We start from the raw sequence: 14,027 nt of genomic DNA on the forward strand, positions 1-14,027 counted from the left end.
ATCTTGGGACCGTCGAGCTCGATGATGAGGAGGGCCTCGACATCGAGCGGATAGCCGGCATGGACGAAGGCCTCCGCGGCGTGGATCGCGGGCTTGTCCATCATCTCCATGCCGCCGGGAATGATGCCGGCGCCGATGATGCGCGCCACGCATTCGCCGGCCGCCTCGACTTGCGCGAAGCCGACCATCAGCGCGCGCGCCGTCTCCGGCTTTTGCAGGATGCGCACCGTGATCTCGGTGATGACACCGAGCAGGCCTTCCGAGCCGGTGATGACGCCCATCAAATCGTAGCCGGAGTTTTCCGCCGACTTGCCGCCGATGCGCAGGATCTCGCCGCTCATCAGCACGATCTCGCAGCCGAGCACGTTGTTGGTGGTCATGCCGTATTTCAGGCAGTGCACGCCGCCGGAATTCTCCGCGACATTGCCGCCGATCGAGCAGGCGATCTGCGATGACGGATCCGGCGCGTAGTAGAACCCAGCATGGGCGACGGCCTGGCTGATCGCGAGGTTGGTGACGCCGGGTTCGGTGACGACGGCGCGGTTGTCGAAATCGATCTCGCGGATGCGCTTGAACTTGCCGAGGCCCAGAAGCACGCCGTCTTCCAGCGGCAGCGCGCCGCCGGACAGCGAGGTGCCGGAGCCGCGGGGCACCACCTTGATGCCCTGCCCTGCACAATATTTCAGGACCAGCGAAACCTGCTCGGTCGTGTCGGGCAGCACAACGACCATCGGCGGCTGCCGATAGGCCGTCAACCCATCGGATTCATAGGCCCGCATCTCGGCGGCGCTGTCGATCACGCCTTCGCCCGGCACGATTGCGCGCAATGCAGCCACGATCTCGGCGCGGCGCGCGAGCACGGCCTGGTCGCTCGCGGGCATCATGATGGCCATAACATTTCCTTCATGGCATATCCTTCCGGCCAAGGCCGCATGATCGATTTGTCGCGGTAAATCAACCACGTCCGCGGTGGTTTGGGTAGGCCGTCCGAAAGTCGGATCGACGATCCTGCGCGAGTTCGCTCTGGGACAAGTAGGAAATCGTGAAACCTGCCATGGTTTGGCGGCTTGTCCAATCCGAGCAGGCCTGCCAAAACCGGCAGGTCCGACCGTTGCCGATCAGGCATGCAACTGACCAGCCCCCAGGGAAGAGACGAAGAGCACCCGATGACAAAACTGATTTTTGGCGCATTGACCATCCTCACCGCGATTGCCACCGCACCCGCCGCGATGGCGCAGGACGTCGCGGCCGGCAAGTCGTCGTTCAACAAATGCCTGGCCTGTCACGCGATCGGCGAAGGCGCCAAGAACAAGGTCGGCCCCGAGCTCAACGGCCTCGACGGCCGCAAGTCCGGCACCGCGCCGGACTACAATTACTCCGACGCCAACAAGAATTCCGGCATCACCTGGAACGAGGCCGTGTTCAAGGAATACATCAAGGACCCCAAGGCCAAGATCCCCGGCACCAAGATGGCGTTCGCCGGCATCAAGAACGAGACCGAGATCAACAATCTCTGGGCCTACGTGTCGCAGTTCGACAAAGACGGAAAGATCAAGCAGTAAGCGCGGGAACGGCGGCCGCTGGAGCTTCGGTTCTGAACCGAAGCTCCAGCTTCTCGTTTTGACGCGTTTTCTTCACGCGAACCGGCATCCACTTCGCTCGAAAACGCTCTAATCGGCGGTCGCCTGCGCCGGGACGATTTTCCCGATCATCGTCTCGATCTCTGTCTTCACGAGATCGGGCACCGCGTTCTGCACCATGTGGCCGAGATCAGGCAGCACGATCAGCTTGGCATTCTGCACGGTGGCGGCGAACGGGCGGGCGTGAATGGCGGTCTTTACCGTCTTGTCGGGTTCGCCGGCGATGATCGTGACCGGCGCCGTTATCTCGCCGTAGCGCGGAGCTTGCGCAGCCACCGCCTGCTTCAGCGACACCAGATCATAGGCATTGGCGATGAACTCGCGCGGGCGCAGCAGCAACGGCGTCGCGGAGTCCTGCACGAAACCGTCCGGCATCGTTTGCGGCAGGAAGACGTTGCGCGCGCCGGACTCGCTCAGGAAATAGCCTAGCGGGAGGGTTATGGTGTAGGCGAACAGCGGGCCGATTACGGGCGTTGCGATGATCTCGTTGTAGCGGCCGACGCCGCCGCGCCAAGGATGGGTGACGGGCGCGAGCATCACAAGGCCCGCGACGCGGCCGGGATGATCGAGCGCCAGCCGCGCGCCGAGCGCGCCGCTCCAGGAATGCACCACGAACACCGCGCGATCGATCCCGAGCTTGCCGAGCGCCTCATCGATCATTCGCGCCTGGACCTCCGGCGTCGAATCCTGCCGCCGCGCCCGCGTGCTCCAGCCGTGGCCGGGACGGTCGATCAGGATGACGCGATGGTTCCTGGCGAGGAGATCGCCGAGCGGCCGCCGCATTGCCTCGAGGTTGGAGCTCGCGCCGTGCAGCATCACGATCGGCAGGCCCGAATCGCGCGGGCCGATATCGACGAGGTGAAGCACGGCACCCTCGACCTCGATCATCCGGCCCTGCGGTGGAAAGGCGCGTTGCACGGCGAGGACGCCGGCCTGCGTGACCAGCGCCAGCACAACCAGCGCGGTCACGACTGACATCACGATCATGGACGGAATCCGGGCGACCCAAGGCACAGGGCAGTTACGTGGCTTGCGGCCGGCAGTTTCGCCCGGGGAGCCCCCGCGCTCCACTTGAAATGCCGGGGCTGTGGATATGTGCATAATTCAAGCGAGAAAAACGCAATGAAATCAATACTGCTCCCCGGAGCACGCAGGCTTCGAAACAGCTTCATGCACTCGTCATCGCGGCTTCCTTATAATCGCCATGGTCGGTTCCGCCATTTAGACGCAGGTGGGCGCCGATCGTGCTCGCAACCCTCAGGGATGCGGGAAGACCGGCAGGATTTATCCTGATTTGAACCGGAGAATTTCGATGAGCCTGAGATCCAAAGATACTGCGATCGACGAGATCGTGGCAAGCTGCCACGGTGACCTGCGCGGTGCCGTGCGCGCGCTGCTGCTGATCAACGAGCACCTCGAGACGGAGCTTGCAAAGGCCTACGCCGCAGCGGTCGATCGCGGCCTCGCCGAGCGCGAAGGCAGCGTTTTGCACTAGATTGCTGTCGACCTAGTTCGTGCTGTCCTCGTCCTTTTCCTCGTCAGGCGTGGGTGCGGGACAGGCGCGGATGGTCGAACGGGCAAGCTTGGCGTCGGCCTTCGATTTGTAAGGACCGTCACCGAACCAGACGTCGCCGAAGATCACGGGATTGCTGGTCACGATGTTGCATTTTCCGGTGGCGCGATTGCCGACCACCCAGAACAGTCCGTCGGCGAGGCTCGCCGTGCCCGACGCCAACAGCAACATACCTGCAAAGATCAAACGCTTCATGGCTGTGCTCCCGCCATGAAGGTAGGCCTGCGGCGGTGCCATCCACACCCCTTGTAACGCGGCGCGTGTCATCGTGGTTAATCCGCCTGCGCCGCATTCGCTCGAGCAATGATCGACTTGTCCGCTAAATATCGCGGCCTTCGACCTTCTCGATCAGCGCCTTGACCTGGTCGGGGATCTTCTCGAGGTGCGGATTGACGGCGAGCGCCTTGCGGTAGGCTTCGAGCGCGCGCTTTTCGTCGCCGACCTCCTGCATGATCATGCCGAGGCCTGCGAGCGCGCCGAAATGACGAGGCTCGCGGATCAACACCTCGCGGATGTCGGCGAGCGAGCGGCCATAATCGTTCTGCATGTAGTAGAGCGTCGCACGACGATTCCAGGCCTCGATGTAGTCGGGCCTGAGCTTGACGACCGAATCCAGCAGCTTGATCGCAACCTCGATCTTCTTTGCGTCGACGGCGGTCTTGGCCCGCGCCATCAGCAGCGCCGCGGTGTCGCTCGGGGTCTGGATCCAGATCGCCCAGATCCGCGCCTCGACATGCTTGGCGCTGGCTTCGTCGGGCGCAGCTTTCAGCGCGCCGAACAGGAAATCGAGATTCTTGGTGCGGTCGACCTTGGGCAGCTTGGCCGGCGCTTCCGGAAGTTTCTTCTGCTTGCCGGGCGGAGCCGGCGGATCAGCCTGCGCCAGCGCCGGAGCGAGGCCGGCGGCTCCCAGCACAAGAGCCAGACACAGGGTGCGCGCGAAGAGGAATCTCACTGCCATGGTCGAAGTCTAAACGCGCAAAGCCGCCCTTGCAAAGCAGGGGCGGCGTCAAACTCGTGTGAGACCGTGGTCTTGCGGGCGCGCGAGCGTCAGGCAGGGCGAAATCAGCCGCCCAGATCAGCCCTGGCGAGCCTTGAAGCGGCGCTGCACCTTGTTGATCACATAGACCCGGCCCTTGCGGCGGACCAGGCGGTTGGCGCGATGGCGACCGCGCAGCGATTTCAGCGAGTTACGGACCTTCATGGCAGAATCCTGAACGTTCGAAAGGCCGTGTTCGGCACTACCGTTTCGGCACGCGCGAATGAGGCAAAATGAGATTTTCCCGCTGGCGGACCGACCGCCCGGGACGGGGCGGTTCTTAAGGCATGGGAGGACCGGATGTCAATGTTAACTGGCCCGATCGCACCCAGCAAATTCAGGAAAACAACCCGATGCAAAGTAGAAGCGGCCGGATCGGGCTCAATCATCTCGGACGACGCCGATCCCACAACGCCTTGTCCCCACAATGCCTTGCCAAATTCGTTATATCATATAATCAATTCGACAACCCGTCGGGAGGAAACCCATGCCGAAGCTGAAGCTGCCGAACATCGACGACGTCGTTGCCATCGACATCCACACCCACGCCGAGGAGCCCTGCGGCACCCATCCCGACGACGGCTATGACGACTTCCAGGCGCAGATGGCGGACTATTTCAAGTCGCCGCACAAGCATCCGCCGACCGTGCCGGAGACCGCCGCCTACTATCGGTCCAAGAACATCGCCGCGGTGATCTTCCCGGTCGACGCCGAGCGCGAGACCGGCTTCCGCCGCTACAAGAATGAGGAGATGCTGGAGATCGCCTCCGACCATCTCGACGTTCTCATCCCCTTCGTCTCGATCGACCCGCACAAGGGCAAGCTCGGTGTGCGCGAGGCGCGCAAGCTGATCGAGGAATACGGGGTGCGCGGCTTCAAATTCCACCCAACCATGCAGGGCTTCTACGCCAACGACCGCATGGCCTATCCGCTCTATGAAGAGATCAACAATGGCGGCGCGATCGCGCTGTTCCACACCGGCCAGACCGGCGTCGGCTCGGGCATGCCCGGTGGCATGGGCATGCGGCTGAAATATTCCAACCCGATGTACATGGACGACGTCGCGGCCGATTTCCCCGAGCTCAAGATCATTCTCGCCCATCCCTCCTTCCCCTGGCAGGAAGAGGCGCTGTCGGTCGCGACCCACAAGCCCAACGTCTACATCGACCTCTCGGGCTGGTCGCCGAAATATTTCCCGCCGATCCTGGTGCGCTACATCAACTCGATCCTGCAGGACAAGATGCTGTTCGGTTCGGACTGGCCGGTGATCACGCCCGACCGCTGGCTGTCGGATTTCGCCAAGATCGAGATCCGCGACGAGATCCGGCCGAAGGTGCTGAAGGCCAACGCGCGCAAGCTGCTGGGGATCTAGGCGCGTACTCGTCAGCGCATCGAGGGCTTCGACGCTGCTATCGAAGCCCTCATGCTCCGGCCCTGAGGGCCTAAGACTTTGGCGCGGTGAATCTGATGGCTATGTTATGCGATCAGTTCACGCCTGCGAGGAAGCCGGCCAGGATTGTCCGGCTTTGGCTGAGCGTCTCGATACGTTCGTCGATCAGGCCGACCTGCTGAGTGAGTATTTTTCGCAGCTCGTTGCACGGCGTGAAAGCTGGATCGTTGTTCCTCACGCATGGGAGCAACCGCTTGATGGTTTCGAGCGTCATTCCCGCGCCGCCGAGCATCTTGGTGCGCCGTACGGTTTCCTCTTCGGCCAAGCCATAGTCGCGATAGCCGGAGTTCGTCCGCAGCGGCGTGAGCAGTCCTTCGCCTTCGTAGTAGCGCAGCATTCGGACGCTGACCCCCGTCCGCCGGGAGAGTTCGCCAATTTTCATCTGAAGCCCCTTGACCCTGACAGCACTGTCAGACCCTAAAGACTTTGCTCGTCCAAGTGAATGCCACTTGTGAAGGGAGCAACGATGAAAGCCTACCATTTGAATGGCCATGCTGGTGCTGGCCGCCTTGCGCGCGCCGAAATCAGCAAACCCGAACCCGCCAATGGCGAGGTCCGCATTCGGGTCGAAGCGGCAAGTCTGAATTACCGCGACCTCCTGATCCTCGACCGTGCAGGCCAAGGCGAGATCAACGGCCGCGTGCCACTCTCCGACGGTGCGGGTGTCGTTGACGCCATCGGCGCCGGCGTCGCGCAATGGCGACTCGGAGACCGCGTCGCTGCGTCGTTCTTCCGCGATTGGATCTCGGGGCCGTTCAAGTCCAGCTATATTCCGTCATCCCTCGGTGGCAACACGATGGACGGAATGCTGGCTGAGTATGTCGTGCTGCCGGCGACCGCGCTGGTCTCAGTGCCGGCCCATCTGTCCGCGGTGGAGGCAGCGACCCTGCCCTGTGCCGGCGTCACGGCTTTCCATGGCCTCATCGCACGCGGCGGGATGCACAAAGGCGACACGCTATTGGTCCAGGGAACAGGCGGCGTCGCGCTGTTCGGGCTTCAATTCGCAGCGGCGCTGGGGGCGCGTGCGATCGTGATATCCTCCTCGGATGAAAAACTCGCCCGCGCCAAGGCGCTGGGCGGCTCGATCCTCATCAACTACCGCGACACCCCTGACTGGGATGTCGTCCTCATGAAGGCGACGAATGGCGCAGGTGCCAGTCACATCCTCGAACTCGGCGGTCCCGGCACTTATGACCGATCGCTGCGATCGGTCGCTTCGGGTGGCAAGATCGTCCAGATCGGTGTCTTGACGGGGTTCGGTCCCAAGCCCGACCTCGCGCGCCTGCAGTGGGAGAATGCCGACATCATTGGTGTCACCGTCGGATCGGTCGAACACTTTGCCGCGATGAATCGCTTCCTGACCGAACACGCGATCCACCCGATCGTGGATCGGGTCTACGACTTCGACGACGTTCCCGAAGCGTATGCGCACCTGCGGACCGGCTCACACTTCGGCAAGATCGTGATCAGGCTTTAAAAGCGAGGGCTCAGTTCGCGTTTCCGTGTTGGATCGATACCGCGGCGCCTTGTATAGTCCGTGGACCGCAACGATCCCGGAGGACAGGTCAATTGAGTCTCAAAGCCGTTGTCTTCGATGCCTACGGAACGCTTTACGATATCCAGTCGGTCGCCGAGACCACCGAGGATGCGTTTCCGGGCTACGGTGAGATCATCACGCAGATCTGGCGAATCAAGCAGCTCGAATACACCTGGTTGCGCTCGCTGATGCGGCGCTACCAGGACTTTGCAGCCATCACGCGCGACTCGCTTGCCTATACGCTGCGCGTGCTCGGGCTCGCTTACGAGAATGAGGCATTCGAGCGCGTCGTCGAGAAGTACCTTCATCTCGATCTCTATCCGGATGCGACGGCGGCGCTCACGGCTCTGAAACCGCGAAAGCTCGCCATCCTCTCCAACGGCAGTCCGGACATGCTGAATGCGCTCGTGCGCAACTCCGGCCTCGACGCCCTGCTCGACGCCACGATCAGCGTCGACGAGAAGAAGATCTTCAAGCCGAGCCCGGAGGCCTATGAGCTGATCGGCGAGGTGCTCGGCACCGCGCCTGACGAGGTGCTGTTCGTCTCCTCCAATCCCTGGGATGTCGCGGGCGCGAAAGCATTCGGACTGAACGTTGCCTGGATCGAACGGGTGACGCCGGAAGCGATGGCGCTGGCTTGCGTCGAGAACGAACTCGTGGCACCGCTGACGATGTTTAAGGCGATCCGCACCCAGATGGACGAGCTCGGCTTTGCGCCGGATCATCGCGTCCGGGCGCTCTCGGAACTGCCAAGTTGCTTAGGCATCGCCGCCCAACGGTAAGTCTGGAATGAGCCGACCTGAATGAGCCTGGAATCCGTTCGCGCCTTCTTCGCCGAGAAAGCCCCCGACATATCAGTTATCGAATCCCCGATCAGCTCCGCGACAGTGCCGCTGGCCGCCGAGGCTTATGGCGTCGAGCCCGGACGGATTGCCAAGACGCTGTCGTTGCGGATCGGCGAGCGCGTGATCCTGATCGTCGCGGCCGGCACTTCGCGCATGGACAACAAGAAGGTGAAGGCGGCGTTCGGCGGCAAGCCGAAAATGCTGGGACTGGAAGAGGTCGCCGAGATCACCGGCCACGAGGTCGGCGGCGTCTGCCCGTTCGGATTAAAGGCGCCGCTGCCGGTCTATTGCGACGTCTCGCTGAAAGCGTTCGACGTGGTGGTGCCGGCCGCCGGCTCGACCCACAGCGCCGTGCGCATCACGCCGGAGCGGATGGCGGAGCTGACCCGGGCTGAATGGGTCGATGTCTGCGAAGTCAGGCCGTAAGGCAGCTGGGGGATGCCTGATGCATTTGCCGGTCAGGGACGCTAATGTACGGACCATGCCCGATGATAAGGTCAAACGGCGGCTGACCACCGTGCTATGCGCTGATGTGCACGGCTATTCTCGTCTCATGGAAGCAGACGAGGCGGGAACGCTGGAGACACTCCGCCGCTATCGCACGGCCATCGCGCGATTGGTGGAGCGCCATGACGGCCGGATCGTGAATACCTGGGGCGATGCCAGTGTGCGGTCGAGATTCAGCAGGAAATTTCCAACCAGGATTCGGGCCCACCTCCCCCGATGCGGTTTCGCATCGGCATCAATCTCGGCGATGTGATGGTGGATGGTTCCGACCTCTATGGAGACGGGGTCAATATCGCGGCGCGTCTGCAAGAACTTGCCGAACCCGGTGGTATCGTGATCTCCAGCTCCGCCTATGATCAGGTGCACAACAAATTATCTGTTGGCTTCGACTGCCTCGGCCAGCGTCCAATGAAAAACATTGCTCCCCGTGACCAGCTATCGTGTGACCATGAGCGGCCAAGCCGCTCAAGCACGGAGCTTTCCGCCTGGCGAACGCCTGACATCTCAGACCGCAAGTGCGGGCTCGCAAACTGACGCCGCGCACCGCGACAGATCCGAGTCATCCAATTGGATGGGCTTCGTTTCAGACGGACTGGCGAAGCTGCCCCGCCCGGTTGCGGCGGCCCTCACGGTGTCGGCCTTTCTGATTCTGATCAATATTTTCACCGGCATGCACAAGATCTGGTTCCATTGGCCGGTGGCAGCTTTGCTCTTCGGCGCCATCATGCGGACGGCGCTCCGGGATCGACCTGAGTCGGACGGCAAGGGCGAGCGCTGAACGAGGCGGCACAACCGCGCTTCGCGCCCACTGCTGCGCGCGCGCGCCCCGATCATGCTTGGGCAGCACTACTCGTCGCTATCGTCATAAGGCCGCGGCTGCGCCTGCGGAGGTGGTGGCGGCACATTGTTGTATCGCGGCGCCGGCGCGGCGCGATTGCCCGGAACCTGCTGCTGCGGCGGCATCTGGTTGTTGGACTGGAACACCGCGCGACAGCCGCTGGAGAGCTGGGGCGTATTCTGCCGCAAGCAGGCCGTAATGCGGCTCACATCAGGGATCTGATCGCTGCACAGCCGCCACACATCCGGCGTGCAGGCCATCTGCTGCTCCATGGTTCCGCGATACTCTTCAGCGGATGCAGCGCCTTGCGCGACGATGCCGCCGATTGCAAGCGCCACACCCAGCGCGATCCGCTCTGTTCGCATGTCCGATTCCTTCGCGAGTCTCTCGAATTCTGTTCAATCAATGAGACGCGGAGAGGTTCTGGACCAACAAAAAATTGTGAAAATGGGCCAGGAACCTATTCGACCTTGCCGATCTTCTTCACCGCAGCAATCAGCCGCGCGCTGTCGACCGCCACGAACTCGGCAAACGCCGGCGCGTCCTGATAGGCAACGAGACTGCCCGACGTTTCGAAGGCCTTGAGCACGTCGGGGCTCGTCATCACCTGCGCCATCGCCTCGCGCAGGCGAGTCGCGATCGGCGCGGGAAGAGCACTCTGTGCAAAGAGTCCGGCCCAGATGTACATCTCGACGTCCTTGTAACCGAGCTCCTGGAAGGTCGGCACATCGGGGAAGCTTGCGACGCGCTTGGCGCCGCAATTGCCGAGCACGCGCAGCTTGCCGTCCTCCACTTGCGGCTTCAGCGTTCCCGGTGCGGCGGCGATCGCCTGCACGGTGCCGCTGAGCAGCGCGGTGAGCGCCGGTCCGGCGCCGCGAAACGGCACATGCAGCAGCTTGATGTCGGCGCTGCTCGCAAACATCTCCATCGCCACGTGCAGCGTGCCGTAAGGCCCCGATGAGCCGTAGGTGATCTGGCCGGGACGCTTCCTGGCATCCTCGACGAAATCCTGCGCGGTCTTCCATGGCGCCGAGGCGGGCACCGCGAGCAGCGTGGGATCGGCCAGCACCCGCGCGATCGGCATGAACTGCGAGAGCTCGTAGGCGACCGGACGGTCGAACAGCCGGTCGGCCTCGGGCAGCACCGCGAGCGAGGACAGCGTCATCAGCAGCGTGTAGCCGTCGGGCTCGGCGCGCGCCGCCGCGGCATTGCCGACGGATCCACCGCCACCGCCGGCGCGGTTGTCGACGATGACCGCCTTGCCGAGGATTCGCTCCAGCGCCTGTGCGACGGGGCGCGCCGCAAGATCCGCCTGGCCGCCGGCCGGAAACGGCACGATCATGGTGACGTTGCGAGAGGGATAGGCTTGCGCGAAAGCCGCGCTCGACAACACAGGCAACAACGGCAATGCGGCAGCCGCGCGCAGGACATCGCGTCGATCCATGGCAGATTTCCCCCTGTTTTCTTATTTCGCTGCCAGCCTAGCGTGACCGTCCGCAAGAACAAGCCGCGCGGCGGGATTAACGAAGCATTATCCATGTTCCGCCCGGTCAGGAACGCCCCCCTGGGCTCACCGTTGCCTCCCAGGGAGTGGAGCGATGAATAGACTTCAGACCATTGACGTGGGGCTGGACGAGATGCTGGTGAATCTCGCCGCCATCGTCTTGCGGCTTTCAAAGCCGGACGTGACGCGAACGCCGGAAGCGCGACGCGCCTTGGCGCAATCCGTGCACCAATACGCGGTCTGCGCGAAGCGTTCGCGCGATCCGCGTGTTCATGATTTGAAGTCGCAACTGGAGGAGACGTTGAAGCCGAGCTTGCGAATTGTGGTGCGTAATGGTGAGAAGGTGTCTTAGTCCAACCCGTCATTGCGAGCGCAGCGAAACAATCCAGAATACCTCCGCGGAGACATTCTGGATTGCTTCGTCGCTTCACTCCTCGCAATGATGGAGGTCGATGAAGCCGCTCGCTCTACGACGGCTTTTCTAAGACGGCTTTGCCTTTCCGCGCACTCGCCGCTTGCACGTCCCCGGCAGCTTCGCCGCGAGAAAATCACCGAGCGCCTCGACGCGCGCGGGGCGCGGGCCGCCAGGTGGCGTCACCAGATGCACGGCGCCTTCGACCTGCTTCCAGTCCTTCAGGATCACTTCGACCTCGCCGGAGGAGATGGCGTCACCGACGATGAATTCCGGAAGGTCGGCGATGCCGAGGCCGGCGATCAGCGCCGGCATCACCGCTTCGCCGTTGTTGACGCGGAGCTGTCCGCCCGGACGTACGCTGGCCTGCTCGCCGGCCGAGTTGGTGTAGTGCCAGACGTTGGGCGTGGAGAGATAGGCGTAGCTGAAGCATTTGTGCTCGGCCAGATGCATCGGATGCGTCGGCCGCCCGTGTTGCTCGAGATATGACGGCGCGGCCACCGTGAAACGCGGCATGGTGAAGAGCCGGCGGGCGATCAGCGAGGAATCCGGCAGCCGCGCGATCCGCACCGCCATGTCGAAGCCCTCGCCAATCAAATCGATGGTCGCATCGCTCAAGTGCAGATCGACCGAGACCTCCGGATACGCCTCGAAGAACTCCGGCAGCAGCGGCGCCACCGCCTTGATCCCGAATGTCATGGGCACGGCGAGCCGCACGAGGCCGCGCGGTGCGACCGATTGCGCCAGCGCCTCGTTCTCCGCCGCCTCGCCGTCGGACAGCAGGCGCGTCGCACGCTCGGCGAGCTTATGCCCGGCATCGGTCAGCGCGAGCCGGCGTGAGGTGCGGTTGAACAGCCGGGCGCCGAGCCGCTCTTCGAGGCGCGTGACCGCCTTGGACACCGTTGCCTTGGACATCGCGAGCTCACCAGCGGCCCCCGCAAACGACCGTAATTCCACGACTTTTGCGAAAATCGCGAGCGCCTCGAAATCGGGGAGTTTGGCCATGAAAGCGGATCCAATTGGGATGTTTAAGGAAACAATGTGTTTCGACAGTTTCTATTTCTATACCACAAACAGAGGCTTATCCAAGGGTCATCAGAAATTCAGGAATGGAGAAATCCAATGACCAAGAAGCTCTCAGGCAAGGTTGCCCTCGTCACTGGTGGCTCGCGCGGTATCGGCGCGGCCTCTGCTCGCGCCCTCGCCGATGAAGGCGCGGATGTCGCGATCAGCTACGTTGCCTCTCCCGAAAAGGCGGAAGCCGTCGTCACCGAGTTGAAGGCCCGAGGCGTCAATGCCCGCGCCTTCAAGGCGGACCAGGCCTCGGCCAAGGACGTGACGCAGCTCGTCAACGACGTCGCGAAGGAGTTCGGCCATCTCGACATCCTCGTCAACAATGCCGGCGTCGCGAGCGGCGGTGCGATCGATGACGCCAATGCCGACACCGAAGCGCTCGCCCGCCAGGATGCCATCAACGTGCATGGCGTGATCGCTGCGATCCGCGCCGCTTCGCAATTGATGGGCGAAGGCGGCCGCATCGTCACCGTCGGCTCGATGCTCGCCGATCGCGCCTCGTTCCCGGGTCTTGCGGACTACGTCGCCACCAAGGCCGCAGTGGTCGGTTACACCAAGGGCGCAGCGCGCGACCTCGGCCCACGCGGCATCACCGTGAATGTGGTGCAGCCCGGCTCGATCGACACTGACATGAACCCGAAGGACGGCGGCGAGTTCGCCGAGACCCAGCGCAAGCAGCACGCGTTGCAGCGCTTCGGCCGCCCCGAGGAAGTCGCGGCTGGCGTCGTGTTCCTCGCAAGTCCGGAAGCCTCCTTCGTCACCGGCACGGTGCTCAACGTCGACGGCGGTTTTGGCGCCTGATCAAGGCGCCATCCGCCAAAACAAGGAATTACGCAGATGATCGAACTCAGACCCTTCGCAAAGCTCGGCGGCGCCGATCACGGCTGGCTCAATGCCAAGCATCATTTCTCCTTCGCAAGCCATTACGACCCCGACAACATGGGTCACGGCGCCTTGCGGGTCTGGAACGACGACGAGATCGCGCCGAACACCGGCTTTCCCGCCCATCCCCACGCCAACATGGAAATCATCACCTATGTGCGCGAGGGCGCGATCACCCATCAGGACAGCCTCGGCAACGAAGGCCGCACCGAAGCGGGCGACGTGCAGGTGATGAGCGCCGGCAGCGGCATCCGCCACTCCGAGTACAATCTCGAGTCGACCAAGACACGCATCTTCCAGATCTGGATCGAGCCGACCGCGCGCGGCGGGCAGCCGACCTGGGGCTCGAAGCCGTTTCCGAAAGGAGACCGCTCGGGCAAGCTCGTCACCATCGCGAGCGGCTTCGAGCATGACACGGACGCGCTGCCGATCCGCGCCGATGCGCGGGTGCTCGCCACCACGCTGAAGGCCGGTGAGAGCGCCGAGTACGTGCCGCACAAGTCGCGGCACCTTTATCTGGTGCCCGCGGCGGGGTCAGTCCAAATTAACGGCGTGCGCGTCAACGCCCGCGACGGCGCCGCGATCCGCGACGAGGACAGGCTGAAAATCACGGCACTCGAAGATTCCGAGATCGTGCTCGTCGACGCGGCGTAACGGCTCTCTCTGTCATGGCCGGGCTTGTCCCGGCCATCCACGCCCCGCGACGAGCGAACAAGAACGTGGATGCCC

General features: G+C 63.2%; 18 protein-coding genes and 1 pseudogene. 10 read left to right on the forward strand and 9 right to left on the reverse strand.

Annotated features, from left to right (window positions below; translation table 11 throughout):
* A partial coding sequence (locus IVB32_RS07625; RefSeq protein ID WP_247410065.1) for an FAD-binding protein occupies nt 1–893 on the reverse strand: 893 nt, incomplete at its 3' end.
* 273 nt (nt 894–1,166) lie between these two features.
* Between IVB32_RS07625 and cycA the strand changes: the two genes are divergently transcribed.
* Nucleotides 1,167–1,562 carry a cytochrome c-550 CycA gene (gene cycA / locus IVB32_RS07630; protein ID WP_018453422.1) on the forward strand — a complete coding sequence of 132 codons (396 nt, stop codon included), beginning with the start codon at nt 1,167–1,169 and terminating at the stop codon, nt 1,560–1,562.
* Between the two features lie 108 nt (nt 1,563–1,670).
* Here cycA and IVB32_RS07635 read toward each other — a convergent pair whose 3' ends face one another.
* Entirely contained in the window at nt 1,671–2,627 is a 957-nt protein-coding gene (locus IVB32_RS07635; RefSeq protein WP_247299345.1) for an alpha/beta hydrolase, read from the reverse strand.
* 325 nt (nt 2,628–2,952) lie between these two features.
* On the opposite strand from IVB32_RS07635, the gene IVB32_RS07640 reads away from it, so the two are divergent.
* On the forward strand, nt 2,953–3,135 hold the full coding sequence (locus IVB32_RS07640) for a hypothetical protein (protein ID WP_007596968.1): 183 nt from the start codon (nt 2,953–2,955) through the stop codon (nt 3,133–3,135).
* A gap of 12 nt (nt 3,136–3,147) precedes the next feature.
* On the opposite strand, the gene IVB32_RS07645 is transcribed toward IVB32_RS07640, so the two are convergent.
* The 3 genes from IVB32_RS07645 to ykgO all read right to left on the reverse strand — a co-directional run bounded on the left by IVB32_RS07645 (nt 3,148) and on the right by ykgO (nt 4,414).
* Nucleotides 3,148–3,408: a hypothetical protein gene (locus IVB32_RS07645; protein WP_018453420.1), complete on the reverse strand. Its 261-nt coding sequence runs from the start codon at nt 3,406–3,408 to the stop codon at nt 3,148–3,150.
* Between the two features lie 124 nt (nt 3,409–3,532).
* Entirely contained in the window at nt 3,533–4,171 is a 639-nt protein-coding gene (locus IVB32_RS07650; RefSeq protein ID WP_247369071.1) for a tetratricopeptide repeat protein, read from the reverse strand.
* Between the two features lie 117 nt (nt 4,172–4,288).
* Entirely contained in the window at nt 4,289–4,414 is a 126-nt protein-coding gene (gene ykgO / locus IVB32_RS07655; protein ID WP_006611362.1) for a type B 50S ribosomal protein L36, read from the reverse strand.
* Between the two features lie 322 nt (nt 4,415–4,736).
* Here ykgO and IVB32_RS07660 point away from each other — a divergent pair, with 322 nt between their 5' ends.
* Nucleotides 4,737–5,621, forward strand: coding sequence for an amidohydrolase family protein (locus IVB32_RS07660; RefSeq protein ID WP_247299343.1), 885 nt, complete (start codon nt 4,737–4,739; stop codon nt 5,619–5,621).
* Between the two features lie 112 nt (nt 5,622–5,733).
* Here the strand turns inward: IVB32_RS07660 and IVB32_RS07665 are convergent, their stop codons facing one another.
* Nucleotides 5,734–6,081, reverse strand: a complete 348-nt coding sequence (locus IVB32_RS07665) for a MerR family transcriptional regulator (RefSeq protein ID WP_018453417.1) — start codon at nt 6,079–6,081, stop codon at nt 5,734–5,736.
* A gap of 84 nt (nt 6,082–6,165) precedes the next feature.
* Here IVB32_RS07665 and IVB32_RS07670 point away from each other — a divergent pair, with 84 nt between their 5' ends.
* From IVB32_RS07670 to IVB32_RS07685, 4 genes and pseudogenes are all read left to right on the forward strand, one after another.
* Nucleotides 6,166–7,176, forward strand: coding sequence for an NAD(P)-dependent alcohol dehydrogenase (locus IVB32_RS07670; protein WP_026232526.1), 1,011 nt, complete (start codon nt 6,166–6,168; stop codon nt 7,174–7,176).
* Between the two features lie 92 nt (nt 7,177–7,268).
* Nucleotides 7,269–8,018 (forward strand): haloacid dehalogenase type II, encoded by a 750-nt coding sequence (locus IVB32_RS07675; protein WP_018453415.1) that lies wholly within the window; start codon nt 7,269–7,271, stop codon nt 8,016–8,018.
* 21 nt (nt 8,019–8,039) lie between these two features.
* Nucleotides 8,040–8,507, forward strand: coding sequence for a YbaK/EbsC family protein (locus tag IVB32_RS07680; RefSeq protein ID WP_018453414.1), 468 nt, complete (start codon nt 8,040–8,042; stop codon nt 8,505–8,507).
* A 55-nt stretch (nt 8,508–8,562) separates the two neighbouring features.
* A pseudogene (locus IVB32_RS07685) lies at nt 8,563–9,366 on the forward strand (adenylate/guanylate cyclase domain-containing protein).
* A gap of 68 nt (nt 9,367–9,434) precedes the next feature.
* Here IVB32_RS07685 and IVB32_RS07690 read toward each other — a convergent pair.
* The gene (locus tag IVB32_RS07690) at nt 9,435–9,791 is read right to left on the reverse strand and encodes a hypothetical protein (protein WP_018453412.1); all 357 of its coding nucleotides are present in this window, start codon (nt 9,789–9,791) and stop codon (nt 9,435–9,437) included.
* Nucleotides 9,792–9,886: 95 nt separating this feature from the next.
* A complete protein-coding gene (locus IVB32_RS07695) occupies nt 9,887–10,870 on the reverse strand; it encodes a tripartite tricarboxylate transporter substrate binding protein (RefSeq protein WP_018453411.1) in 984 nt (327 codons plus the stop codon).
* A 154-nt stretch (nt 10,871–11,024) separates the two neighbouring features.
* On the opposite strand from IVB32_RS07695, the gene IVB32_RS07700 reads away from it, so the two are divergent.
* A complete protein-coding gene (locus tag IVB32_RS07700; RefSeq protein ID WP_247410067.1) occupies nt 11,025–11,282 on the forward strand; it encodes a hypothetical protein in 258 nt (85 codons plus the stop codon).
* Between the two features lie 129 nt (nt 11,283–11,411).
* Here IVB32_RS07700 and IVB32_RS07705 read toward each other — a convergent pair whose 3' ends face one another.
* Nucleotides 11,412–12,347: a LysR family transcriptional regulator gene (locus tag IVB32_RS07705; RefSeq protein WP_085350126.1), complete on the reverse strand. Its 936-nt coding sequence runs from the start codon at nt 12,345–12,347 to the stop codon at nt 11,412–11,414.
* A gap of 117 nt (nt 12,348–12,464) precedes the next feature.
* On the opposite strand from IVB32_RS07705, the gene IVB32_RS07710 reads away from it, so the two are divergent.
* Both IVB32_RS07710 and IVB32_RS07715 read left to right on the forward strand, forming a co-directional pair.
* Nucleotides 12,465–13,217: an SDR family oxidoreductase gene (locus tag IVB32_RS07710; protein ID WP_018453408.1), complete on the forward strand. Its 753-nt coding sequence runs from the start codon at nt 12,465–12,467 to the stop codon at nt 13,215–13,217.
* Nucleotides 13,218–13,253: 36 nt separating this feature from the next.
* On the forward strand, nt 13,254–13,952 hold the full coding sequence (locus IVB32_RS07715) for a pirin family protein (RefSeq protein ID WP_018453407.1): 699 nt from the start codon (nt 13,254–13,256) through the stop codon (nt 13,950–13,952).
* Nucleotides 13,953–14,027 lie beyond the last annotated feature (75 nt).

The organism is Bradyrhizobium sp. 23 (genome assembly GCF_023073295.1).
Lineage (GTDB): Bacteria > Pseudomonadota > Alphaproteobacteria > Rhizobiales > Xanthobacteraceae > Bradyrhizobium > Bradyrhizobium canariense_D.